Source organism: Halomonas sp. TG39a (genome assembly GCF_000744395.1).
GTDB lineage: Bacteria > Pseudomonadota > Gammaproteobacteria > Pseudomonadales > Halomonadaceae > Vreelandella > Vreelandella ventosae_B.
This window is the reverse complement of record NZ_JQLV01000001.1, coordinates 216277-240338: the sequence shown is the minus strand read 5'-3', so window position 1 is coordinate 240338 and position 24062 is coordinate 216277. Positions and strand designations below refer to the sequence as shown.

Sequence of the window (24062 nt, the reverse complement as noted above, 5' to 3'; positions counted from 1 at the left end):
AGAACACCATGACAGACTCTCTTACCCCATCGGCTACCGCGCTACAAAGCCAATTACCTCCTGCTTGGCAGACGCGTCTATGGCGCAGCACGCTCAATAATCGCAGCTTGGCCATCGGCCTCTTAATCATTGCCTCGTTGGGGATTGTGGCGCTTCTAGCACCGTGGCTGGCTCCCCATGATCCCTACTTACAGGACACCGCTAATCGCATGGTGCCGCCTTTTTGGCACGACACCGGTAGCTGGACGCACCCCTTAGGTACCGACCGCCTTGGCCGCGACTACCTGAGCCGCCTTATCTTTGGCGCGCGAATTTCGCTGTTTATTGGGTTGGTGGTCGCGCTGATTTCCGGCCTGATTGGTACCACTCTGGGGGTCTTGGCGGGCTACTTTGGTGGTCGCGTTGATGCGGTGGTGAGTTACCTGCTGACCACCCGCCTAGCCATGCCCGTGGTGTTAGTGGCGCTGGCCATGGCCTCGCTGATCGGCGGATCAATGCTAACCGTTACGCTACTGCTAGGCCTGCTGCTATGGGATCGTTTCGCGGTCGTCGCCCGCTCGGCCACCCAGCAACTGCGCGATGCCGAGTATGTGCAAGCCGCCCAGGCGTTGGGCTGCCCTCTGCCCTACATTCTGCTACGCGAAGTGCTTCCTAACATTGCAGGCGCGTTGATTGTCGTCGCCACCCTTGAGGTCGCCAACGCCATTTTGCTCGAAGCAACGCTGTCATTTCTAGGCATGGGTGTGCAGCCACCCTCGCCCTCCTGGGGGCTAATGATCGCCGAAGGCAAAACCTATATGTTCTTTCAGCCCTGGGTGATTACGATCCCCGGCGGCGCGCTGTTTATGCTAGTGCTGGCGATTAACTTGCTGGGTGATGGACTGCGCGATCTCAGCGCACCGGGAGGCCGCAATGAGTAATCTATCAACCGCTGAGCATTCCGCGGCAACAAGCTCGCCTCTACTGACGGTTAAACAGCTGCGCGTCGACTTGCCCGTGGCAAAGGGCACCCTTCACGCGGTACGGGGTATCGACTTTCACGTTGAGCGTGGAGAAATGCTCTGTCTTGTAGGTGAGTCAGGCTGTGGTAAATCCATGACCTCACTGGCATTAATGGGCCTGCTACCGGGCAAGGCGCAGATAAACGCCGATTGCCTCAACTTTGACGGTGTCAATCTGCTCACGGTTTCTGAGCGCGAACGCAGCAATTTACGTGGCGCACGCATGGCGATGATTTTTCAGGAACCCATGACCGCACTCAACCCCGCCTATACCTTGGGCAATCAGCTCTGCGAAGCCCTGCTTCGTCATCAGCGGGTGTCACGTAAAGCGGCCCATGACCGCGCCCTCTATTTGCTTGAACGAGTCGGCATTAGCGCTGCAGAAGAGCGAATGCGCCAATATCCCCACCAGCTTTCGGGCGGGTTGCGCCAGCGGGTGATGATCGCCATGGCACTAATGTGTGAGCCCGATTTGATCATTGCCGATGAACCCACCACTGCATTAGATGTGACGATTCAGGCGCAAATTCTGCACCTGCTACGCGACTTACAGCAGGAGTTTGGCACGGCGATCATTTTCATCACCCACGACTTGGGTGTCGTTGCGCGTATCGCCGACCGGGTCGCCGTGATGTATGCCGGCGAAGTGATTGAAACCGCCTCTGCACAGGCGCTCTTTAAAGCCCCCAGCCATCCCTATACCCAAGGTTTGTTGCGCTGCATACCGACGCCCGGCAAGACACTGCCAGGCAGTCGTTTGCAGGCGATCCCAGGCGTAGTGCCCAGCTTGGTAGGCAAGATCGAGGGCTGCGCCTTTTGCAATCGCTGCGATCAAGCGGATGAGCGGTGCCGAACCACGCCCCCCTTACAGGCAGTGGCAGGCGAGCACTTTTCACGCTGCCACTTTGCCCATCAGCTAGCCAGCCCAGCGCCACTAAACGATCAGGAGGTAACGTCATGACAAGCACCACCTCTCCTGCAAACAGTATGGATCCTCTTGCCCTTGAACTCTGCGCGCTGTCTAAAACGTTCAAACTGGGCGGTGGCATGCTACATAAGCCTCAAACCTTAAAAGCAGTCAATGAGGTATCGCTACGCGTTCCGCGCGGCCAGGTGATGGGGCTGGTGGGCGAATCAGGCTGTGGCAAGAGCACCTTGGCCAAGATGCTGCTGGGGCTGACACCCCCTAGTTCGGGCGATGTGCTGATCAATGGCAAAGCGATTGTTAACGCTAACCAAAAGGCACTGGCCCGGCATATACAGCCGATCTTCCAAGACCCTTATTCGTCGCTTAACCCACGCCAGCGGATTGCTCAGATCGTTGGTCTACCGCTACGTATTCACGCGCTAGGCACGCCCCGTGAACAGGCAGCGAAGGTCGATCAGATGCTTGACCTGGTCGGCCTACCCAAACGCGCCGCCCAGCAATACCCCGGGCAAATGTCAGGGGGGCAGCGCCAGCGGGTGGCAATTGCCAGAGCGCTGATTATGCGCCCTGATCTGGTGATTTGTGACGAACCCACTTCCGCGCTGGATGTATCGATCCAGGCGCAGATCCTCAATCTACTGCTCGACCTTAAAGATGAGTTTGGCCTTACCTACCTGTTTATTAGCCACGACCTCGCCGTGGTCGAACATCTCGCGGACCGGCTCGCGGTCATGTATCTAGGCCAGATTGTCGAAGAGGGTACCCGTGAGCAAATCTTCACCTCACCACGCCACCCATATACCCAAGCGCTACTCGCTTCCGCGTTGACCCCGGAGCCAGGTCTAGGCGTGCCCGACATAGGCCTGGGGGCAGGCCAGCCCGACCCCACTCAGCCACCTTCAGGCTGCGCTTTTCACCCCCGCTGCCCAATCGCTCAACCGCAATGCTCAGAGCAGACACCCAAGCTGAGCGCTATTACGCATGCTTCCGGTCAAGCTTTTGGCAAGGGCAGCCAGGCGCGTGTCGCCTGCCACCTTGCCTAAACATATTTAATCAATATTAACGTTAAAAGGAGTGCCTATGACGCGCCAACACGCCTTAGATCAAGCCAAATCTTACTTTGACAGCGGCGATTTTTATGACCAGCTTGCCCCGCGCATTGCCATCCGCAGCGAAAGCCAGGAATCGAATAGACAGGAAGAGCTTCACCGCTACCTTACTGAACAGATCATTCCGGATATTGAGCAGCTCGGTTTTAGCTGGGACATTGTTGATAACCCGGCGGAAGGGTTTGGGCCGTTTCTGCTTGCTGAACGCCTTGAGCCAGAAGCCTCGTTCAGCGTATTAACTTACGGTCATGGCGATGTCATCCGCGGCTATGACGACCAATGGGCTGAAGGGCTTTCGCCCTGGAAAATCACCCAGCAAGGGGATCGCTGGTACGGGCGTGGCACGGCGGATAACAAAGGCCAGCACACCATCAATTTAGCCGCGCTGGGCTGCGTGCTGAAAGCGAGCAACGGGCGCCTGGGCTATAACGTTAAGCTGGTGCTGGAAATGGGCGAGGAGACGGGCTCCCCTGGCTTAAAAGAGATCTGCCACCGCTACCGTGACCGCCTCGCCGCCGATGTGTTTATTGGCTCAGATGGGCCACGTTTGAATGCCGACGCTCCCACGCTGTTTTTAGGTTCACGGGGTTCCTTCAATTTCGACCTTAAACTCCAGGCCCGTGAAGGCGCTCACCACTCGGGCAACTGGGGTGGCGTATTAAAAAACCCTGCGGTGCGTCTGGCCAATGCACTCGCCACACTAGTGGATGCCAACGGTGTTATTCAAATCCAAGGCCTACGGCCTGACCCAATACCCGAAGCCGTGCGTAAAGCGCTCGCCGCATTGGAAGTCGGCGTCGGCGACAATGCCCCCACTATCGACACTAACTGGGGTGAGCCAGGACTATCGCCCGCTGAACGACTGTTTGGCTGGAACACCTTAGAAGTACTCGCCATGAAGGCGGGCAACCCGGATGCCCCGGCCAATGCTATTCCGCCAAAGGCCTATGCCCACTGCCAACTGCGTTATGTGGTGGGCAGCGACCAGGACAATTTTCTAGTCCATTTACGCCATCATCTGGATCAACACGGCTATCACGATATTGAGGTAAGCGCTGCGCGCATGTCGCAAATGGCGGCGACACGACTCGATCCTGAAGACCCCTGGGTGGGCTGGGCGTTGGCCTCTATGCAACGCTCCACCCATAAAACGCCGACGCTGCTACCCAACTTAGGCGGCTCGTTACCCAACGATGTGTTTGCCGAAACCCTGGGCTTACCCACGCTATGGGTTCCACACTCCTACCCCTCCTGCTCCCAGCACGCGCCTGACGAACACCTATTGGGGAGCATCGCTTCAGAGGCACTGATCTTAATGGCGGGGCTATTCTGGGATTTGAGTGACCAAGGATCAGACATCATGAGAGAGAAAGCCTTATGCAAGACGAACTAACCCAACAGGTTTGCGCGTGGCTGGAAGGCCAGCAGCAGGCGATGCAAGATTGCCTTGAGGCGTTGGTCAATATCGACTCCAACAGCTATGACAAAGCGGGTACCGATGCGGTCGCCGACCTGATCACTCAGTGGCTTGAGCAGGATGGCATCACGGTTATACGCCACCAGCGCCCTGACTCAGGCGATATTTTGGAAGCTCATCTGGGGGGAACGGGTCAAGGCCATGTCTTACTCATGGGCCACCGGGATACGGTTTTCCCCACCGGTACGGTGGCGGGCCGAGGCTATACCCAGCAAGACAATATCGGCTTTGGCCCAGGCGTTGCCGATATGAAAAGCGGCCTGGTGATGAACTGCTTTGTTATGCGTGCGCTAAGCCGCCTGCCCACCTGCCCCCTACCCGTTCGCGCCCTGTTTACCGCCGATGAGGAAATTGGCTCGCCGGATGGGCGGGCGTTTATCGAAGCGGCTGCCCAGGGGGCACGCGCCGCCTTAAATGTCGAGCCAGGGCGGGTCAGCGGCAATGTGGTGACGGGCCGCAAAGGGGGCGCTGGTTTCTTAATCGAAGTCGCTGGCAAGGCCGCCCACTCGGGCGTTAGCCATGCCGATGGCGCCAGCGCGATAGAAACACTCGCTCGAAAAATCATCAAGCTGCATGCGTTAACCGACTATGAGGCAGGCATCACCACCAATGTGGGCACCATCGCCGGAGGCGTGTCACGCAATACCGTCGCGCCTTTCGCGTCAGCACAGTTGGACACTCGTTTTGTAACCACTGCCCAGCGTGATCAGCTGTATAAAGCCATTGAGGCGATTATCGCGGAACCCGACGTTCCCGGCACTCTTGCGACCATAGAACAAACCTCTGAATTTTATCCTCTCGAAGCGCGTATGAGCAGCGCGCTGTTTGAGCTTTATCAGGTTCAGGCTAAGGCGATCGGGTTTGCTGTTGACGGCGAATTCACTGGCGGCTGTTCTGATGCGGGCTGGACGGCCAGCCTGGGCATTCCCACTCTGTGCGGTCTTGGCCCTATCGGCGCAAAAATGCACACTGACGAAGAGTACTGTTTGCTGGATACACTGGTGCCGCGCACTCAGACACTCGCTGCTACGTTATTGAATTTGCACGATGTATCCTTTGCTTCGGCACGTTAAATTGGCAATGTAACTGCTAGCCAACTACCTTGAGTAAGCAACGCTGCTACAGCGTTTCCATGGATTCGGAAGGAGATCAACATGCGCTATTCAACTATACGTTTCTCAACACCGCTTACCGCTATTGCCGCCTCGCTGCTGCTCGCCACCTCAGCGGCACAAGCCAATGAAACGCTTGATGTCGAGATGCATAAAGTCAGCACCGAGGGTAATGAAGAGTCAATCGGTACCGTATCCCTTGAGCATACGGATCACGGCTTACTGCTGACACCTTCGTTGACGGGCCTTGAGCCTGGGGTCTACGGTTTTCACGTTCACCAGAATGCCAGCTGTGATCCCGCCGAGAATGACAGTGGCGAGATGACCGCGGCACTGTCGGCTGGCGGACACTATGACCCTGAGGAAACCGGCACTCACCAAGGCCCCTATGGAGAAGGTCATTTAGGCGATCTACCGGTGCTAACGGTTAATGAAGATGGCGAAGCCAATCTCCCCGTCTTGGCGCCGCGCTTGAGCATGGAAGATATGCCTGGCCGCAGCTTGATGATTCACGAAGGCGGCGACACCTACACAGATGAGCCCCACCTGGGCGGCGGTGGCACCCGGATGGCCTGCGGCGTCGTTGAGTCTTAAGATTTGCCTTTGCTAACCGATAAATTGGGCAGCCACTAGGCTGTCCATTTTTTTGCTTAAGGCCCACTAAAGTCTAGCTGTGATTTTATAGTGCTTATCTGTAAATTCAGCCCTGCTAAAGAAGTACCTGCTTGCATGCTCACCGGTATGCTCGCCCATTCCCCTCACTGCTCTAGGTACCTTAGATGATCACCTTTATCGTATCGATCCTGCTGCTGATAGCGGGCTACTTTACCTATGGGAAGTTCGTTGAACGCGTGTTTGTGACTAACCGCAAACGTCAGACCCCTGCCTTCAGCATGCGCGACAACATCGACTACGTGCCGATGAACACCACGCGCAACTCGCTTATCCAATTATTGAACATTGCCGGGGTGGGCCCCATTTTCGGCCCCATTCTTGGTGCGCTGTATGGACCGGTGGCCTTTATCTGGATTGTGGTCGGCTGCATCTTTGCCGGTGCCGTGCACGACTACCTGACCGGTATGATCTCAATCCGCAACCACGGCGCTCACTTACCTCAGCTGGCCGGCAAGTTTCTGGGTAAAGCGATGAAGCACGTCGTCAATGGCTTCGCGATCTTGCTGCTGTTGTTAGTCGGCACGGTATTTGTGACCTCCCCCGCGGCGCTGCTGGCCAATATGACCTCGCTGTCACTGACACTGATCATTGTTGCCATCTTTATTTACTACCTGATCGCCACGCTGCTGCCAATCGATAAGGTCATTGGCCGTATCTACCCCTACTTTGGCGCCCTGCTGCTGTTCAGCGCCGCAGGTATCGGTATTGGCTTGGTTGTCACCGGCGCTCCGATCCCCGAGCTTTCGCTGCAAAATATGCACCCTGACGCCGCACCGATTTTCCCGCTACTGTTTTTAACCATCTCCTGCGGCGCGCTTTCCGGTTTTCACGCCACCCAAACGCCGATTATTTCGCGCACCACGCAAAACGAAACCAATGGGCGCAAAATCTTCTACGGCATGATGATCACCGAAGGCATTATCGCGATGATCTGGGCGGCCGCCGCCATGAGCCTGTTCTACGGCGACCAGTCGCTTTCCGATGTGCTGGCGGCCGGTGGCCCTGCCGCGGTGGTCAGCGAAGTATCTACCACCATGCTCGGCGCGGTGGGTGGCACCCTGGCCGTGCTCGGCGTTATTGTGCTGCCGATCACCTCGGGCGATACCGCCTTTCGCAGCGCGCGGATGATCATCGCCGACTACATTAAGATCGATCAAAAGCCGATTATGAAGCGCGTCATGGTCGCTCTACCGCTGTTTGTGGTGTCTTACGCGCTAACCCATATGGACTTCACACTGCTATGGCGCTACTTCTCCTGGGCGAATCAGACCACCGCCGTGATCGCGCTGTGGGTAGGCACCATGTACTTGGTGCTGTCGCGTAAGCCTCACTGGATCACCTCGATCCCAGCCACCTTTATGACCATGGCCACCTTTACCTATTTAGCCTACGCGCCGATCGGTTTTGGTCTGCCGCTGCAGTTAAGCTACGTGGTCGCGGCGCTAGGTACGCTCCTTTGCATCGCGCTGTTTATGAAGCGTGTCCGTCGTCTAAGCCGGGCAACTTTTGCCGTTGATGAGCCGGCGGTACCGAGCCAGTTTGTGGACAGCGGCGAGGTGATGGCAGCTAAATAGTTAGGCGCTCCATAACGTTACCGCCACACTCTCTTCACAGGACGCTCTTCACAAGACATTCTCCACACAAGAGCCACTCCACAAAAAAGGGCACACATCAGCCACATAACCGTGTTTGATGCGTGCCCTCGCTTTTTCTCCTATCTCGCCTATCCTTCCTTTTTTCCCCTACTCCTCATGTTTATCGCTTCCATGCTGCTGCGGTATAGACGAATACAGGCAGGGACTACTCCAGCGGTATCGACCAGAAGTAGGTCTCGCCAGAGCTATCGTCCACACCGTCGTTGTCACTGACCAGCCAGGCGTTGCCATTATCGTTAATCGCCATTCCTTCAATCTTGTCCACCACAAAGCCGTTGTAGCTGGCTAGGTCGGGAATCAGGTCGCGCACTAGCTGTTTCTCGGCCACCGGCAGCTCACCGCCCAGCGGGGCAGGTTCCAGGCCATCCAGGGCAATGCGGGTCACTTGCTTAACCTTAGCCTCGGCGCCGATCTGGTTGTCGCGCTCGATCAAATACAGCCAATCGCCATGGGCGGTGATTTCGGAGAGGCCAATCCAACCCTGTTCCACGTTATCCAGCGGGTAATGAACAGCGCCCCACTCGCCACTGTCGATATCAAAACGCAGTAGCTTGACCATGCCTTCGGGGTCATCCTGCCAGGGGCGCTGCAACGCCAGCCACAGTTGATCATCAATGCGCGTGACGCCTTCTAATCCCCACTTCAATGCCTGTTGAGCGAGCGCCTCGGGAAGTGCAATTCCTTGGATAATCTCACCGTCGGAACCCACATGATAAAGGGTGTTGGCAAGGCCTTTGTCGTTACCTTCGGAAGCGACCCAGAAGCCACCTTCACCATCGGTGGTAATGCCTTCCATATCCAGGCCTAGCGCAGGTTCACCGTTGCGGGTCACGTCCAGTGCTGCCGTAATCCGCGCTGGGGAGGCTGAGGGGTCGATGGTAAAGATGCGCGGCTGGGCGCTGTAGAAGCTGTCATTGACCGCATAAAGTACGTCGTCAGTGGCGACTAACCCGGAAAGTGCGCCCCAACCGATCAGTTCATCGGCGCCCGCCGAGGTCAGGGTAGGATAGACCGCTGGCGCATCCTGATATTGATAAATCATGACATGGGCGCGGGGGCCGCCGTCTTCGCCCAGATCCCCTTCATTGGCGGTGGCTAACAGGCCACGGCTGGGAATCGCCACGGCGCCTTCGGGAGACAGGCCCGAGGGCAGTAGCTGGGTGAGCTGCGGTTCGGCCAGGTTGCTAACGTCATAAACGCCCACCAGCGAGCCGCGCTCGGAAAGCAGGAAGACATAGGGCGTACCTTCGAACACCGCAAGCTCCATCCCCTCCGGCTCGCTGCCTTTGGCATCCGAACGCTTATCGGGGTAGTGACCCGCTTCAATCACCGCGCGCTCGAATGAAGTACCTGACTCGTATACCACCTCGCCGCGCTTGTTGAAGATCGTCCAGCCGCGCGCGCCGCCATCCATATCGCCTTCGTTGGCAATAGCGAAGTGGTCGTTGTCGATCCACTGCAAAGCGTCCGGCTCACGCAGGCGCTCGGCTTGCTGCTCGTTGAAAATCAGCGCACCGTCATCGCTGGCGTCAATGCCGTCCAGCTCGACAGTCCCGGCACTGAAATCCGCCACCACCTTTCCGGCGTAGTCGAGCACCACCAGGTGGTTGTTCTCCTGCACGGTGACGACGGTCTCACCCAGGGTATTGATATCGACAAACTCCGGCTCGGGATCCTCGGGGGCGATCTCGGCGAGCCCGGTTACGTCGGCGTAGAGCAGGCTGTCGCAGTTAACCAGCCCTTCCGCATTGATCTCCACCAGTGCCACGGAACCGCCGGGCATCTGCGGTACACGTCCATCACCCGCCTCTTCGTCGCGTTCGTTCTCAATGGCGACAGCGACAAAGCGCCCATCGGGGGCCGCAGCGGAAGCCACACTATCGGGCTGTCCGTCCAGCGGGCAGGAGGCGAGTATCTCGCCACTGGCTAAATCGACCGTACGCAGTTCCCCGGAAGGTTCGCTGTAGGAAGCCGATGTATTCACTCCGACATAGGCCATATTGCCGAGCACCGATACGGCCGTAGGCTCACCGTCCATAACGATATTACCCAGCGGTTGCGGATTAGCCGGGTCGCTGATATCGATGCGCCCGATCACGCCCAGCGGGCTATCGGTATACACCAGCGTCATGCCATCACCGGAGGCAGCAATGATTTCAGGCGCGGTCTCGCGTGTACGATCCTCGCCCTCGGCCATGTTATCGGGAACCGCGAAGCTGGCGATGCGGTTGAAATGCTTATCTGCCGCACCTGCCGCTTGCGTGGCGGCCAGCACAGCAGCCAGCGCCAATAGGATTGGTCTGCGTTTGAGTATCATGATGGAGTTAATCCCCTGCTTAAGCTTAAGAAACGACTGATTAAGTTATTAAACTTGCTATGCCCGATTAACTATCCAACACCATGGCGATGTCAGGCTTATGACACTCACAGGCTAAGTTAGCGCCGTTGGCTATCGGCACACCTCAACGCTAAACCCAGGCTGCCGCGAAGATGGGTAAGTAGTGAAGGAACGCATAGGGGAAAAGGGAAGCAGGAAAATCGATAGATAAAAGGAGACTTTAGAACGAAAGCAGCCAGTCAGTTAGCCCTGACTGGCTGCTTTTTAGCTAGTTTTGGTTGCTAGCTTGCTTCTATACATACGACATACGCGCGATAGCGTTTTACTCGTCGCCTGCCATCTGCATTTGACGCTGCATATAATTCTGAATACCCACCTTGTCGATCAAACCAAGTTCCGTTTCGATGTGGTCGATATGGTCTTCTTCGTCGGCGAGCAGGTCACGCAGCATATCGCGAGTCACGTAATCTTTAACGCTTTCGCAATAGGTGATCGCTTCGATGTAGTCGTTGCGGCCGTCGTGCTCAATTTTTAGATCGCTTTCGAGCATCTCTTTGACGTTTTCGCCGATGTGCAGCTTGCCCAGGTCTTGCAGGTTGGGGATACCTTCGAGGAACAGGATACGCTCGATGATCTTGTCAGCGTGCTGCATCTCTTCGATGGACTCATCGTATTCCCATTTGGCGAGGGCTTTCAGACCCCAATCTTTATACATTTTGGCGTGCAAAAAGTACTGATTGATCGCAACCAGTTCGTTGCCGAGCGCCTTATTAAGATGCTCAATAACTTTCGTATCACCTTTCATAACGTCACCTTTTCTACTGTAATGCTGATGTTTAATCTAGTTTAGACAATACGATCAAGCAGTTACGTTTGGAGAAGAGCATAGACGCAAATAGCTATACTCCCAGCGTTTCTGAGAGTATAGATAAGGTGATTAAAAGTTCAAGTAAATCAGTTGTTTGCTAAAGATAACCCTAACAATAGTGATTCGCGTCACACGGCGTAAGCGAGCCCCATATTGGCTTCCTGGCGCGCTTCCTGAACGGCATCGCGGGTAATAGATTTAGCATAGCACGCGCACTTACCACACTGCGTTGCGCAGCCGGTTGCCTCGCGTACTTCTCGCCAGCTTCGCGCACCGTCGTCAACGTGCTGGCGAATCTGATGGTCGGTTACTCCCTTGCACACGCAAACGTACATGGCGACACCTCATAGAAATCATGAGATGAATGTAAATGATTCGCATACATCTTATCAAGTAGAAATTACTGCTTTTTGCTAGCCATTCGTCTTAGTAAATATGAAGAGCGCGATAAGATATTGTCGAAGCGACGCTTTTTTCAAAAAAAATGGCCGATGCCCGGTAAAACTATTTTTTCGGCAAAACCACCGTTTGTGTGTTGGAAGCAATATCCGGCCAGCTACGGCGCTGTTTATCGAACAGCACCCATAAGTAGCCCAAACCCAAGGCCAGTAGCGAGAGCCACGCCACCGCGCAGCGAATCAGGCACTGCTTCAAGTTCAGCGAATAGCCATCTGCTGCTTGCACCCGCAGCCGCCACGCCTGCATGCCCAGGGTCATACCACCGCGTGACCAGGAAAAAACAAAAAACAGCGTGACAAAAAACACCAGCATGAGGCGCAGGCTCCAAATATCGCTGGCCGTGGTGCCAATCTCTTCGGGCTGCTGACCAAGCACATAACGGAAAAACAGCATATGTACGACCGTCACGGCGATCCATATGGCAATGACTAAAAAACCGTCATACAGCATGGCGCCCAAACGGCGGCCAAGGCCCGCTGGCCATACGCTATCCAACTGAGTAAAGCGTCGTGTTTCCCTCATTCTTTCCCAGCTCCTGGCTGTTTATTGGCGGTTTTCAGGCGATAAGCAGCAGCGATGCCGTTGCGGCATTAACCGTTGCGACGTAGAAAGTAGATCCCGACCCCGGCGCACGCCAGTGTCGGCACCAGCACCGCCCAGACGGGCGAGAAGCCAAAAATCGTCGAGGCGGGCGCCAGAAGATCCTGAACATACTTAAAGCTCAGCCCAGTGATCACGCCGTAAAATACCCGGGTGCCTGCAGCCACCGTACGCAGCGGTCCAAACACAAAGGAGGCAGCAATCAGCACCAGCGAGCCCATGGTCAGCGGCATCAGCATCTTCTGCCAAAAATACAGCAGCGCTTGGTCATTCTGCAGGTTTTGCGCTTCAAGGAACTGGGCATAGGCCCACAGTTCGCTGGGCGCCTGGCTCTCGATATCGCGCAGCAGCCGCTCTAACTGGGTGGGGGTAAAGGACGTTTCCCAGCCCATGCTTGCCGTCTGTTCGGACTCGGTGTGGTCGTCAAAAATGCGCGTGGTCGCCACGTTTTCCAACCGCCAGGCATCGCCTTCCCAACGTGCCCGCTGGGCGTAGGTGGCTTCGACAAGCTGGCGGTCATCAAAGCGATAGCGGGTTAAGTCGAGCACCACATCATCGGCACGAATCGCCCCGAAACGGTAGACGCTGTCGCCCTCGATCTGCCAGCCGCTGCGGCTGGTCAGCATAGCGCCTTCGCCCTGAAGTTTTTCCAATCGCCACGCCTCGGCATACTGCTCGGTGCGCGGGCTGACATACTCAGCGACCAGCAGCACCACAACGACGACCACCAGCACCGGTTTCATCACGCCCCACACGATGCGCGCCAGCGAACGCCCAGCAGCGCGCATAACGGTGAGCTCGTTACTTGAGGCCATACTGCCCAAGCCAATTAGCGCGCCGATTAATACCGCCACAGGGGCATACTGATAAAAGCGCCAAGGCGTGCGCATAAGCAGGTAAAGCAATGCATCGAGCGCGGTATAACCCGCCTGTACATCACCTAAATCATCGATATAGGCAATGGTAATATCCAACCCAAGCAGCACGAACTGGACGACGATAATGGCCGCCAGTACGTTGCGGGCGATGTAACGATCAAGACGATCAGCTACCGTTAACAACTTCAGCATCAGCGCATCCCCTTACGTTGCGAGCGCCACAGCATTAGCAGGCCCAACCCTAAGAACAGTCCGTGTACCGGCCACACCCCCAACGTAGTCGGCCAGGTGCCGCTGCCAGTAGCATCGACCACCGCCAGAAGCAGACTGAGATAGGCGACGTATAAAAATACCGCGGGCAGCAGTTTACCAAAGCGCCCCTGGCGGGGATTAACCCGGGAAAGCGGCTGCGCCATCAAGGCCAGCACAAACACCATAAGCGGGAGTCCTGCCCGCCACTGCCATTGTGCTTGGGCACGGGGGCTTGGATTATTCCACAGCGCAGGCGTGGTGGCGTATTCCAATGAATCCAGCTCCTGCCGGTCACGATTCAACCCCAGTCGCAACGTATAACGCTCAAACGTGAGCCGCTCGGCGCTCTTATCGCCCGGCGTCACCCCGTAGCGCTCGCCGTCATCCAACACCAGAAAACGGCTACCCGTTTCGAGTCGGGTTTCCTGATAGCCCGATGCCGCCCGGGTAACGTAGTCGTGAGTGCCTTCGTCGCCCTGCTGGTTCTGCTCGTGCACCAGCACATCCTGCATTTCCGTTCCGTCGCTAGAGAAGCTGCCGATATAGGCGGTACGGCCACCGCCGAACTCTTGAAAACGCCCCGGCGCCAACACGGAAACATCCAGACGACTGCGCTGCTCTTCCAGCGCGGTCTCGGTTTGCAGCGCCCCAAAAGGCGTCAACCACAAGCTACAGACACCGACTAGTACCGCCACCACGCTGGCAGGCAGCAACGTCACCTTCAATAGACGCGTGGGGCTCATCCCACAGGCGACCATTACAGTGATTTCGCTATTCATATAGAGCTGCCCGTAGGCGAGCAGGATGCCTAGAAAAAACGACAGCGGTAGAATGAGCTCCATAAAGCCAGGCAGGTGAAACATCATCAGGCTGCCTAACATGGTGACGGGGATATCGCCTTCCGCTGCGTCCGAAAAATAGCGGATAAAGCGGCTGCCCATGATCACCAGCAGCAGAATGCCAGCAACCGCTGACATGGTGAGTAACACTTCGCGAGTTAGATACCGAAATAAAATCAACGCGCTCTCCGGCTAGACGTGCAGGATGCCATGCAATAAGCGTATGGCTTGGGTACACTAATCAAACTATTCACAGTCCCTTTTCAAAATCAAAAGCAACGGGGCATTATCCCGAATCCCTCGATGCTTGTCTTGTTGGAGCCGTCATGGAATTTTCCGTTCAGACCGCAAACCCAGCCAAAGCTGAAACACCCTGCCTCTTGGTGCCGGTTTTTAAAGGGGGCGACTTACTGCCCACCGTCGCCAAACTGGACGACGCCAGCGAACGCCTAATCGGCCAGTTGCTGGAACGCGGCGACTTCGACGCCGCGCTGGGCAACGTGCAAATGGTGCCCTTTGCACCGGGCCTGGGCGCTGAACGTATCTTACTGGTGGGCTTGGGTGAGCGCGAAAAATGTCAGGAAGCGGCCTTTATCAAGGCGCTGGATGCGGCCATGACCGCGCTGGTGAAACTGCCCATCGACGAAGCAAGCGTGGTATTTGGTGATATCCCATTGGCCGATCGCGACGCGGCCTGGAACGCGCGCAAGGTCATGGAAGCCGTTGAGCGGGCTATTTATCGCTTTGATCAGTTCAAATCGTCGCCTGCGCCAGCCCCCAGCCTAGCCAAGCTGACATTAATTATCAGCGATGCCGACGCTGTCCCGCAGGTGAAGCAAGGCGCATTAGTGGGCAACGCCATTGGGCAGGGGATAAACTACACCCGCACCTTGGGTAACCTGCCCGCCAATATCTGCACCCCCCGCTACTTAGCCGAGCAGGCAGAGCAGTTGGGCCGCGACTCAGAAGGCGCGCTCGAGGTGGATATTCTTGATGAAGAAGCGCTGGAAGCCCTGGGTGCAGGCTCGCTACTATCCGTAGGCCGCGGCAGCAAAGAACCCACACGCCTGATCGTGATGAAGTACCAGGGCGCCGAAGAGAGCGAAGAAGCGCCCCACGTGCTGATCGGCAAAGGCATTACCTTTGATACCGGCGGCATTTCGCTCAAACCTGGCGAAGGTATGGACGAAATGAAGTTCGACATGTGCGGCGCCGCCAGCGTGTTCGGCACTGTCAAAGCAGTGCTGGCGATCAAGCCCAAGCTCAACCTGGTATTTATCGTCGCCGCGGCGGAAAACATGCCCGACGGCCACGCCACCAAGCCCGGCGATATCATCAAAACCCTTAAAGGCCTGACCGTCGAAGTGCTTAACACCGACGCAGAAGGCCGCCTGGTACTGTGCGATGCGTTGACCTACGCCGAGCGCTTTACCCCGGCCAGCGTCGTGGATATTGCCACCCTGACCGGCGCAGTCATTGTCGGTCTGGGTCACCACGCCACCGGGCTGCTCTCCAACGACGATGACCTAGCGCTGGATCTATTAGACGCAGGTGAAGGGGCTTGGGATCGCGCTTGGCACCTGCCGCTTTGGGATGAGTACCAAGAGCAGCTTGAGTCCAACTTTGCCGACCTGGCCAATATTGGCGGCCGCCCGGCAGGCACGATTACCGCTGCGTGCTTTTTATCGCGCTTTGCCAATCACTTCCCCTGGGCACACCTGGATATCGCCGGAACCGCTTGGCACTCCGGCAAGCAAAAAGGCGCTACCGGGCGTCCCGTCGGGCTGTTAACTCAGTACCTGCTTGACCGTGAAGCAGACGCCCAAGTAGAAAATAGCGACGTCTAACAACACAATCAGGCAATCAACGGTTGCCTTTATTTGACGCAACCGTTACACCTAAACCCATTAGCGTGTGCCTTATCTCAAGGCACACGCTACGACCACTTTAACGCTTATATTACGACGCCTATATTTGCCCTTCAGGGCTTGGATCAAGTAGAGAGAACATGCCGTGCCCACTAACTTTGAGATTTTGCCATCCAACCAGCCGATAGCCGATGAGATCCGTGACAGCATTCTCAAAAACCCCGGCTTTGGCAAACACTTTACCGATCACATGGCCCATGTGCGCTGGACCGTCGACGCCGACTGGCACGGCCACCAAGTGCGCCCTTACGGCCCGCTCACCCTCGACCCGGCTGCCTCTGTACTGCATTACGGTCAGGAGATTTTTGAGGGCATCAAAGCTTATCGCCACGCCGACGGCTCTATCTGGACATTCCGCCCAGAGAAAAACGCCGAGCGCTTCCGCCGCAGTGCCCGTCGTTTGGCGCTGCCGGAGCTGTCCGATGAAGACTTTATCGGCTCGCTGAAAGCGCTATTAGCGCAAGATCACGCCTGGGTGCCCACGCCTGCCAGCGCATCTGACGAGTGCAGCCTCTACCTGCGTCCGTTTATGATCGCCTCGGAAGCCTTCTTGGGCGTACGCCCCGCCCACGAGGTCGACTACTACGTCATCGCCTCCCCCGCGGCGGCGTACTTTAAAGGTGGCGTTGCGCCGGTGTCGATCTGGCTCTCCTCGAACTATAAGCGCGCTGCCGCAGGCGGTACTGGCTTTGCCAAGTGCGGCGGTAACTACGCCGCCTCATTAGCCGCGCAGAAAGAGGCCGAAGCCCACCAGTGTGGCCAGGTCGCATTTCTTGATGCTGCTGAAAACAAGTGGGTGGAAGAGTTGGGCGGCATGAACCTGTTCTTTGTCTTCAAAGATGGCCGTTTGGTGACGCCGCGCCTGACCGACACCATTTTGGAAGGCGTCACGCGCAACTCGGTGCTCACGCTGGCCAAAGATGAAGGCCTAACGCCGGAAGAGCGCGCTATCAGCATTGACGAGTGGCGTGAAGGCGCGGCGTCTGGCGAGATCACCGAGGTATTTGCCTGCGGTACCGCCGCGGTCATCACCCCGGTGGGCGAGCTGGTCACCGAGAACGAGCGTATCAAGCTAGCTGCCGGTGGCAATAATGAGATTGCCATGCGCATCCGCACCAAACTGCTCGACCTGCAGTACGGCCGCAGCGAAGATAAGTACGGCTGGTTAACCCAGCTGGTTTAAGCGGTTTTAAAACCAGCGCTTATCCTTTCAGCACCGCCGCATTCTTGCGGCGGTGCTGTTTGCCATCGACGTATCTGAAATCGTTTTACCTGGAACCGCTATGGCGCGCATTGATTTCTACATTCTGCCCGATACCACGCTAGAAGCGCGCTTGCAGTTTGCTTGCAAGCTCGCCGAGACCATCTGGCGTAAAGGCTACCGGCTGCATCTGCACTGCGAAGATAAAGCCCTCGCCGAGCAAGCTGACGACGCGCTATGGAATTTTCGCCCGGACGCTTACCTGCCCCACGCCTTGGAAGATAGCGAAATGGCCGCCAGTGTACCGATCACACTAGGCTGGCAACAATTGCCGGTGCCCACGGAAGAAACCGCACTGCTTAATCTACACCCGGAAATACCTGAAGGCGTAGAGCGCTACGCCCGCATTGCCGAGATCATTAACCAGCACCAACAAGTGCTGGTTGCCAAACGTGCCTGCTGGCAGCGCTATAAAGAACTGGGTCATGAGGTCGTGCCGCATAAGTTGGGGTGAATGGCCGAGGAGACCATCCACCACAAACAAGTGACCCCGCACTTGGCGGGGCCGTCAACAGAAGTTAGGCAATTGCAATGAGTGTGGCCAGGCAGCTTTCGCCTTAGCCTCCCTGTTGCTGCATCTGCTCCTGCATCTGCTCCTGCATCTGCTGTTGCATTTGCTCCTGCTGCTGAGCCACGGCCTCATCCAGTTGATCGCGCTGCTCCTGAGTGAAAACGCCTTCGATCTGAGACTGTATGATAATGCTATCCGCGGTCATCTCGGCCGTTAGGTCACCAAGACGCTCTGCATCTGCCCGAATGGCGGCTTCGTCATAATCAGTCTGAACGTGCTCACTGAGTTGCTGTTGCAACTGCTGGGCTTCCTGCTCATTGGCACCAACGTCGTCTTGCATCTGGGTCAAAAGGTTGCTGAGTTCTTCCTTCTGCCCATCATTCAGATCCACCATTTCGTCGAGTTGGTTAACTTGGTCATCGACACTGGGGGTGCCGCCACCCATTTGCTGGGCCATGGCGGGAACACTGAATGCCAGTGCTGCAACTGCTGGAAGGAAAAGCTTGGCTACGTGCATAAAAACTCCAATTGCGAACAAATTTGTACTTCCTGCCCGACGAATCCTGACGGGTCTTGTGATCCGACACTGCTGTTTTTAAAAAATTCGTCGTAACGGTAAATTGTTGATTACCATTAGCGGGCTCTGGCCGCGCCCTTTGCCCTCATGGAGACGTAAACGTGTTCACGCGCTACCCGCTTGTTACGATTGTCATCGCCCAGCTGTTTGGGACCTCGCTATGGTTTAGCGTTAATGGCGTTGGCTTGGCGCTGCAGGAGGCCGTCGGCCTTAGCGAAAGCGACTTGGGTCTGCTAACCATCGCCGTTCAGGCAGGGTTTATTACCGGCACGCTGCTGATTGCAACCACTGGTCTTGCCGACCGAATTCGTGCCAGCCACCTGTTTGCGATTTCTGCCGCTCTCGGCGCACTGATCAACGCCGCCTTTATCGGCGTGGCTGAGAGCGTGACGCTCGCCGCTGTTGCTCGTTTTGCGACCGGGCTTTGCCTGGCGGGGATTTATCCGCTAGGCATGAAGCTGGTGGTGAGCTGGACACCCAGCCACGCCGGCGCCGCGCTGGGTTGGCTGGTGGGCATGCTCACCCTGGGCATTGCCTCGCCACACCTGCTGCGCGGTTTAACGCTGCATTTACCCTGGCAGTGGCCGCTGCTGCTGGCTTCACTGCTGGCGCTGGTCGCGGCGCTAATGATTTTCAAGCTAGGCGTTGGCCCCCACCTCCCGGCCACCGCCAAAAGCGGACGCCCTTGGGCAGGTCTGGCCGCTTTCAAACAGCCTCGCTTTCGTGCCGCCGCACTGGGTTATTTCGGCCACTGCTGGGAGCTTTACGCCCTTTGGGCGCTGGTGCCGTTTCTGGTCGCCCGGGAACTGGAGCGCTTAGGGGCTTCAAACAGCGTCCAGCCATGGCTAAGTTTTGCGGTGATCGCGTTGGGTTTGCCGGGCTGCGTGCTCGCGGGCAAATGGAGCCGCCAGATTGGCAGCGATCGAGTAGCCTGCGTGGCATTGGCCACCTCAGGCGCGCTCTGTTTGGTTTATCCCCTGTTGGGCAGCGCCTCGCCCTGGCTGCTGTTGGCGCTTCTCGGCTTATGGGGAGTCAGCGTGATTGCCGACTCCGCGCAGTTCTCTGCGCTGGCCAGCGCCACGGCTCCACCCGAGCGGCTAGGCGCAGCGCTGGCAATGATGAATGCGATCGGCTTTGGGCTGACCATTCCCTCCATCGCCCTGGTCACCGCGCTGTGGTCGAGCCAGTCTCTAGCGGTGATCTGGTGGCTATTGCCGGGCCCCATCCTCGGGCTAATCGCCATGCGCGGGTTTTCTGCCCATAAACAGTTTTCATAAATACATCGCATAAGTACTGTGCACCTACAATAGAGCGTGAGTAGCCCCTGACGACCACGGCCCTTACGCGGTATACTCACACCCATTCATTTATGCACTTATGCACATTTCTCGCCAGCCGTGAGCCAACTCTCCATGGAAAAGACCTACCAACCTGAACAGATCGAAACCCGCTGGTACGAGCGCTGGGAAGCTGACAACCGTTTTGCCCCCTCCGGCCAGGGCACGCCTTTTTCGATCATGATTCCACCGCCCAATGTGACCGGCAGCCTGCACATGGGCCATGCGTTCCAGGACACCATTATGGATACCCTGACGCGCTGGAAACGGATGCAGGGTAATAACACCCTGTGGCAGGTAGGCACCGACCACGCCGGCATCGCCACCCAAATGCTGGTGGAGCGTAAGGTTGCAGCGGAAGAGGGCAAGACCCGCCACGACCTGGGCCGCGATGCGTTTATCGACAAGGTGTGGGAGTGGAAACACGAATCCGGCGGCCATATTACTCGCCAGTTGCGCCGTATGGGCGCCAGCGTCGACTGGTCTCGCGAACGCTTCACCATGGACGACGGCTTCTACAAAGCGGTGCAAGAAGTGTTTGTGCGCCTGCACGAAGAGAAGTTGATTTATCGTGGCAAGCGCTTGGTCAACTGGGATCCCACGCTGCACACCGCCATTTCTGACCTGGAAGTAGAAAACAAAGAGCAGCAGGGCAGCTTCTGGCACTTCCGCTACCCGCTGGCAGACGGCATCAAAACCGACGACGGCAAGGATTACCTCGTGGTTGCCACCACCCGCCCGGAGACCCTGCTCGGCGATACCGGCGTGGCGGTGAATCCAGACGATGAGCGCTACGCCTCTCTGGTCGGCAAGTTCATTGAGCTACCGCTGGTCGGTCGCCGTATTCCGGTAGTTGCTGACGAGCATGCCGATATGGAAAAAGGCTCGGGCTGTGTGAAAATCACCCCCGCCCATGACTTCAACGACTACGAGGTCGGCAAGCGTCAGAACCATCTGCTGATCAATGTCTTCTCCAAAAACGCGGCAATTCTTGAACAAGCTGAAATTTTTGATCTTAAAGGCCAGCCCCAGCCGGACGAAGATGCGACCCTGCCAGCCAAGTACGCAGGGCTTGACCGCTTTGAAGCGCGCAAGCAGATCGTTGCTGATATGGATGCCCTAGGCCTACTGGAACAGGTCGAAGCCGTTAACAACACCCTGCCCTACGGCGACCGCTCCGGTGACGTGATAGAGCCGCTGCTCACCGATCAGTGGTTTGTAGCCGTGGAAAGCCTCGCCAAGCCCGCCATTGAGGCGGTTGAAAACGGCGATATCCAGTTCGTGCCCAAGAACTACGAAAATATGTACTTCGCCTGGATGCGCGACCTGCAGGATTGGTGTATCTCCCGCCAGCTGTGGTGGGGCCACCGCATTCCGGCCTGGTACGACGCCGAAGGCAATGTCTACGTTGCCCGCACGGAAGCCGAAGCCCGCGAGAAACACGGACTGGGCGATGATATTGCGCTCACCCAAGACGAAGACGTGCTGGATACCTGGTTTAGCTCAGGCCTGTGGACCTTCGGCACCCTGGGTTGGCCGGAACAAACCCCGGAGTTGGAGACCTTCCACCCCAGCAGCGTGCTGGTCACCGGTTTTGACATCATCTTTTTCTGGGTCGCCCGGATGATCATGATGACGCTGAAGTTCACCAAGCAGGTACCGTTCAAAACGGTTTACGTGCACGGCCTGGTGCGCGACGGTCAGGGTCAGAAGATGTCCAAATCCAAGGGCAACGTGCTTGACCCCATCGACCTGATTGACGGCATCACGCTGGATGAGCTACTCGAAAAGCGCACCGGCAATATGATGCAGCCAAAACAGGCAAAGGCGATTGCCAAAGCCACCAAGGACGAGTTTAAAGACGGCATTGAAGCCCACGGCACCGATGCGCTGCGCTTTACCTTCCTCTCCCAGGCGACTACTGGGCGCGATATCAAATTTGATATGAATCGCCTGGATGGCTACCGTAACTTCTGCAACAAGCTGTGGAACGCCTCGCGCTACGTGCTGATGAACGCCGAAGGTGAAGACTGCGGTACAGACGGTAGCGACGTTGAACTCTCTCTGGCCGACCGTTGGATTATCTCGCAGCTGCAGAAAACAGAAGCCCAGGTCACCAAAGCGCTGGATGAGTACCGCTTCGACCACGCCTCCCAGGCGCTGTACGAATTCGTTTGGAACGAGTATTGCGACTGGTACCTGGAGCTTTCTAAGCCGGTGCTATGGGATGAAAATGCCACGGCAGAAGCCAAGCGGGGAACACGCCGCACGCTAGTACGCGTGCTCGAAGCGATTCTGCGCCTTGCTCACCCGATGATGCCCTATATCACCGAAGAGATTTGGCAGCGCGTCTCGCCGCTGGCCGGTGTATTTATGGGCGATGGCGCGTCGATCATGCTGCAAGCGTGGCCAGAAGCCGACGAGAGCAAAATCGACGATCAGGCCAGCCTGGATATCGAGTGGTTGAAAGGCGTCATCATCGCCGTGCGTAACATCCGCGCCGAAATGAACATCGCCCCAGGCAAGCCGCTTGACGTGCTGCTGACCAAAGGCAAGCCCGAAGACGCCGAGCGTCTGGAGAGCAACCGTCGCTTCCTGTCCAAACTCGCCAAGCTGGAAAGCGTTACCTGGCTTGAAAACCCAGACGATGCCCCGCTCTCAGCCACGCAGTTGGTGGGTGATATGGAAGTGCTGGTGCCGATGGCCGATCTGATCGATAAAGACGCCGAAATCGCCCGCCTTAGTAAAGAGATCGAAAAGCAGGACAAACTGATCGGCGGCATCGAGAAGAAGCTTGGCAACGACGGCTTTATCGCCAAAGCCCCCGTCGCCGTGGTGGATAAAGAGCGAGGCAAGCTGGCCGAATTCCAAGCCACCAAGCAGCTGCTGGAAGAGCAAAAGGCGAAGATTGAGGCGTTGTAATCGCACACTAAGACACTAAAATCGGCACCCAAAAGGTGCCGATTTTAGTTTCGCCCTACTGCCCAAGCACTGCTTGAATCCGAAACAAAGCCCATGACAACCTGACCAATGACTATAAGATCGCTTGGCTCTGGATCTCAGCTGCCTTTCGCTGCAATCACGGAGCTGAGCCATTTCGAATTCACTCATTGAGATCGCTCGAATATGGCAACAACCGATAAATTCAGCAGCATCCCACCCACCATACCGCCGCTAGACCCTGGCCGTATCACGCTGTTTGAGAAGGCGGGATTGACGGTGAAGCAGTTGGAACCGCTTGGCGTGGAAATCTACGGCGCCGACGTTCGTTCCCGACTTTCAGAGCCAGTCATCGAAGCGTTAGCAGTGGAAATGGCGAATCGGGGCTTTATCGTCTTTAAGCACCAAACGGATCTCTCAGCAGATGAACTGGTCAGTGCGAGTAAATGGTGGGGCGCTGGAGAAATTCATTCCACGCATGGCGTCCACCCCGCCACGCCTGATATGAACCGGGACATATTCCGCTGCTCCAATGACAAGCGCTATGGCATCCTCGGCGTTGGCCCCCAGTGGCATAACGATGGCAGCTTCGAAGCAGCAACGTTTTCTCACTCCGCCTACTACATGGCGCGCGCCCCTGAGCAGGGCGGCGGAACGCACTTTGCTCATCAGGGGGCAGCCTACGACGTGCTGCCAAAGGAAAAGCAGGCGTTTTGGGAACGGCTTGTCTCTGTGAATTCTGATTCAGGGGTCAGTCACCCCGTCGTCCATACCCATCCTATTTCGGGGCGAAAGAGCGTATGGCTTCATTTAGGGATGACCGGCGCCGTTATAGAGCGGTTACCAGAAGAAGGCGTTGCAATCGATGAGCTGCAACAAGCCCCCGCCTCTGCCGATAAGCTTCGTTTACTCAACGAAGATGAAATGAAACAGCTTTTCAATGACTATAACGATCTTCTCGATGCGTCCTTCGAGAAGGGCTATGGGATCCGTTATCACTATCAAACGGGTGATTTACTCTACGTTGATAACTGGGCACTGGCTCACAGGGCTGCGCCTGAAGCGCATATGTCGGCTGAGGAGCAAGGGTTGAGGATAATGGATCGCGTGACTATCAAGTCCAGGCAGAACCTGGCACCTCACTTTGGCTTGCCGCAGTACATCAATTTATCCGGGCCACACCCTTTTAATCGCGATGGCGTATGGCAAGCAGGTGGTGTGGGTTTTCGGTGGAAAGATGACATTCCCATGCAAAACTAGGGTCTGTTGACGTGTCATCTACCGCCTACCAGATCAGCGTCGCTCTTTAAGCAGGGT

At 56.7% G+C, this 24062-nt stretch carries 20 protein-coding genes; 13 read left to right on the top strand and 7 right to left on the bottom strand.

Annotation, left to right across the window (positions count from 1 at the left end):
- The first annotated feature begins 8 nt into the window (after nucleotides 1-8).
- From U738_RS01115 to U738_RS01085, 7 genes are all read left to right on the top strand, one after another.
- Nucleotides 9-920 (top strand): ABC transporter permease, encoded by a 912-nt coding sequence (locus U738_RS01115; RefSeq protein WP_035576603.1) that lies wholly within the window; start codon nucleotides 9-11, stop codon nucleotides 918-920.
- The gene (locus U738_RS01110; protein WP_051912741.1) at nucleotides 913-1962 is read left to right on the top strand and encodes an ABC transporter ATP-binding protein; all 1050 of its coding nucleotides are present in this window, start codon (nucleotides 913-915) and stop codon (nucleotides 1960-1962) included. The genes U738_RS01115 and U738_RS01110 overlap by 8 nt, the downstream gene beginning before the upstream one ends.
- Entirely contained in the window at nucleotides 1959-2972 is a 1014-nt protein-coding gene (locus tag U738_RS01105) for an ABC transporter ATP-binding protein (RefSeq protein ID WP_081899009.1), read from the top strand. The genes U738_RS01110 and U738_RS01105 overlap by 4 nt, the downstream gene beginning before the upstream one ends.
- Before the next feature lie 37 nt (nucleotides 2973-3009).
- Nucleotides 3010-4431 carry a M20 family metallopeptidase gene (locus tag U738_RS01100; protein ID WP_035576602.1) on the top strand — a complete coding sequence of 474 codons (1422 nt, stop codon included), beginning with the start codon at nucleotides 3010-3012 and terminating at the stop codon, nucleotides 4429-4431.
- A complete protein-coding gene (locus U738_RS01095; protein WP_035576601.1) occupies nucleotides 4416-5588 on the top strand; it encodes a M20 family metallopeptidase in 1173 nt (390 codons plus the stop codon). The genes U738_RS01100 and U738_RS01095 overlap by 16 nt, the downstream gene beginning before the upstream one ends.
- Before the next feature lie 81 nt (nucleotides 5589-5669).
- The gene (sodC, locus tag U738_RS01090) at nucleotides 5670-6221 is read left to right on the top strand and encodes a superoxide dismutase family protein (protein ID WP_035576599.1); all 552 of its coding nucleotides are present in this window, start codon (nucleotides 5670-5672) and stop codon (nucleotides 6219-6221) included.
- Nucleotides 6222-6406: 185 nt separating this feature from the next.
- Nucleotides 6407-7876, top strand: coding sequence for a carbon starvation CstA family protein (locus U738_RS01085; protein ID WP_035576598.1), 1470 nt, complete (start codon nucleotides 6407-6409; stop codon nucleotides 7874-7876).
- 226 nt (nucleotides 7877-8102) lie between these two features.
- On the opposite strand, the gene U738_RS01080 is transcribed toward U738_RS01085, so the two are convergent.
- The 6 genes from U738_RS01080 to lptF all read right to left on the bottom strand — a co-directional run bounded on the left by U738_RS01080 (nucleotide 8103) and on the right by lptF (nucleotide 14371).
- Entirely contained in the window at nucleotides 8103-10274 is a 2172-nt protein-coding gene (locus tag U738_RS01080) for an esterase-like activity of phytase family protein (RefSeq protein ID WP_035576597.1), read from the bottom strand.
- A gap of 343 nt (nucleotides 10275-10617) precedes the next feature.
- Nucleotides 10618-11100: a bacterioferritin gene (gene bfr / locus U738_RS01075; RefSeq protein ID WP_009288515.1), complete on the bottom strand. Its 483-nt coding sequence runs from the start codon at nucleotides 11098-11100 to the stop codon at nucleotides 10618-10620.
- 191 nt (nucleotides 11101-11291) lie between these two features.
- Nucleotides 11292-11498: a (2Fe-2S)-binding protein gene (locus tag U738_RS01070; RefSeq protein WP_035576596.1), complete on the bottom strand. Its 207-nt coding sequence runs from the start codon at nucleotides 11496-11498 to the stop codon at nucleotides 11292-11294.
- Between the two features lie 169 nt (nucleotides 11499-11667).
- On the bottom strand, nucleotides 11668-12144 hold the full coding sequence (locus U738_RS01065) for an RDD family protein (protein ID WP_035576595.1): 477 nt from the start codon (nucleotides 12142-12144) through the stop codon (nucleotides 11668-11670).
- A gap of 68 nt (nucleotides 12145-12212) precedes the next feature.
- The gene (gene lptG / locus U738_RS01060) at nucleotides 12213-13292 is read right to left on the bottom strand and encodes an LPS export ABC transporter permease LptG (protein WP_035576594.1); all 1080 of its coding nucleotides are present in this window, start codon (nucleotides 13290-13292) and stop codon (nucleotides 12213-12215) included.
- On the bottom strand, nucleotides 13292-14371 hold the full coding sequence (lptF, locus tag U738_RS01055) for an LPS export ABC transporter permease LptF (protein ID WP_081899008.1): 1080 nt from the start codon (nucleotides 14369-14371) through the stop codon (nucleotides 13292-13294). The genes lptG and lptF overlap by 1 nt, the downstream gene beginning before the upstream one ends.
- A gap of 146 nt (nucleotides 14372-14517) precedes the next feature.
- Between lptF and U738_RS01050 the strand changes: the two genes are divergently transcribed.
- The 3 genes from U738_RS01050 to U738_RS01040 all read left to right on the top strand — a co-directional run bounded on the left by U738_RS01050 (nucleotide 14518) and on the right by U738_RS01040 (nucleotide 17834).
- Complete coding sequence (locus U738_RS01050; RefSeq protein WP_035576593.1) at nucleotides 14518-16038, top strand: leucyl aminopeptidase; 1521 nt, start codon at nucleotides 14518-14520, stop codon at nucleotides 16036-16038.
- A gap of 166 nt (nucleotides 16039-16204) precedes the next feature.
- Complete coding sequence (locus tag U738_RS01045; RefSeq protein ID WP_022520154.1) at nucleotides 16205-17302, top strand: branched-chain amino acid aminotransferase; 1098 nt, start codon at nucleotides 16205-16207, stop codon at nucleotides 17300-17302.
- A 100-nt stretch (nucleotides 17303-17402) separates the two neighbouring features.
- Nucleotides 17403-17834, top strand: coding sequence for a DNA polymerase III subunit chi (locus tag U738_RS01040; protein ID WP_035576592.1), 432 nt, complete (start codon nucleotides 17403-17405; stop codon nucleotides 17832-17834).
- Between the two features lie 103 nt (nucleotides 17835-17937).
- Here U738_RS01040 and U738_RS01035 read toward each other — a convergent pair whose 3' ends face one another.
- On the bottom strand, nucleotides 17938-18408 hold the full coding sequence (locus U738_RS01035) for a Spy/CpxP family protein refolding chaperone (RefSeq protein WP_050713934.1): 471 nt from the start codon (nucleotides 18406-18408) through the stop codon (nucleotides 17938-17940).
- A gap of 161 nt (nucleotides 18409-18569) precedes the next feature.
- Between U738_RS01035 and U738_RS01030 the strand changes: the two genes are divergently transcribed.
- From U738_RS01030 to U738_RS01020, 3 genes are all read left to right on the top strand, one after another.
- Nucleotides 18570-19745 (top strand): MFS transporter, encoded by a 1176-nt coding sequence (locus U738_RS01030; protein ID WP_035576590.1) that lies wholly within the window; start codon nucleotides 18570-18572, stop codon nucleotides 19743-19745.
- Between the two features lie 135 nt (nucleotides 19746-19880).
- A complete protein-coding gene (locus U738_RS01025) occupies nucleotides 19881-22727 on the top strand; it encodes a valine--tRNA ligase (protein WP_035576589.1) in 2847 nt (948 codons plus the stop codon).
- A gap of 204 nt (nucleotides 22728-22931) precedes the next feature.
- Complete coding sequence (locus tag U738_RS01020; RefSeq protein WP_035576588.1) at nucleotides 22932-24005, top strand: TauD/TfdA dioxygenase family protein; 1074 nt, start codon at nucleotides 22932-22934, stop codon at nucleotides 24003-24005.
- Nucleotides 24006-24062: the final 57 nt, after the last annotated feature.

What these genes read in the sequence shown, in the direction of transcription:
- U738_RS01115 (WP_035576603.1), top strand. Translation starts at nt 9, where the DNA reads ATGACAGACTCTCTTACCCCATCGGCTACCGCGCTACAAAGCCAATTA.
- U738_RS01110 (WP_051912741.1), top strand. Translation starts at nt 913, where the DNA reads ATGAGTAATCTATCAACCGCTGAGCATTCCGCGGCAACAAGCTCGCCT.
- U738_RS01105 (WP_081899009.1), top strand. Translation starts at nt 1,959, where the DNA reads ATGACAAGCACCACCTCTCCTGCAAACAGTATGGATCCTCTTGCCCTT.
- U738_RS01100 (WP_035576602.1), top strand. Translation starts at nt 3,010, where the DNA reads ATGACGCGCCAACACGCCTTAGATCAAGCCAAATCTTACTTTGACAGC.
- U738_RS01095 (WP_035576601.1), top strand. Translation starts at nt 4,416, where the DNA reads ATGCAAGACGAACTAACCCAACAGGTTTGCGCGTGGCTGGAAGGCCAG.
- sodC (WP_035576599.1), top strand. Translation starts at nt 5,670, where the DNA reads ATGCGCTATTCAACTATACGTTTCTCAACACCGCTTACCGCTATTGCC.
- U738_RS01085 (WP_035576598.1), top strand. Translation starts at nt 6,407, where the DNA reads ATGATCACCTTTATCGTATCGATCCTGCTGCTGATAGCGGGCTACTTT.
- U738_RS01080 (WP_035576597.1), bottom strand. Translation starts at nt 10,274, where the DNA reads ATGATACTCAAACGCAGACCAATCCTATTGGCGCTGGCTGCTGTGCTG.
- bfr (WP_009288515.1), bottom strand. Translation starts at nt 11,100, where the DNA reads ATGAAAGGTGATACGAAAGTTATTGAGCATCTTAATAAGGCGCTCGGC.
- U738_RS01070 (WP_035576596.1), bottom strand. Translation starts at nt 11,498, where the DNA reads ATGTACGTTTGCGTGTGCAAGGGAGTAACCGACCATCAGATTCGCCAG.
- U738_RS01065 (WP_035576595.1), bottom strand. Translation starts at nt 12,144, where the DNA reads ATGAGGGAAACACGACGCTTTACTCAGTTGGATAGCGTATGGCCAGCG.
- lptG (WP_035576594.1), bottom strand. Translation starts at nt 13,292, where the DNA reads ATGCTGAAGTTGTTAACGGTAGCTGATCGTCTTGATCGTTACATCGCC.
- U738_RS01050 (WP_035576593.1), top strand. Translation starts at nt 14,518, where the DNA reads ATGGAATTTTCCGTTCAGACCGCAAACCCAGCCAAAGCTGAAACACCC.
- U738_RS01040 (WP_035576592.1), top strand. Translation starts at nt 17,403, where the DNA reads ATGGCGCGCATTGATTTCTACATTCTGCCCGATACCACGCTAGAAGCG.
- U738_RS01035 (WP_050713934.1), bottom strand. Translation starts at nt 18,408, where the DNA reads ATGCACGTAGCCAAGCTTTTCCTTCCAGCAGTTGCAGCACTGGCATTC.
- U738_RS01025 (WP_035576589.1), top strand. Translation starts at nt 19,881, where the DNA reads ATGGAAAAGACCTACCAACCTGAACAGATCGAAACCCGCTGGTACGAG.
- U738_RS01020 (WP_035576588.1), top strand. Translation starts at nt 22,932, where the DNA reads ATGGCAACAACCGATAAATTCAGCAGCATCCCACCCACCATACCGCCG.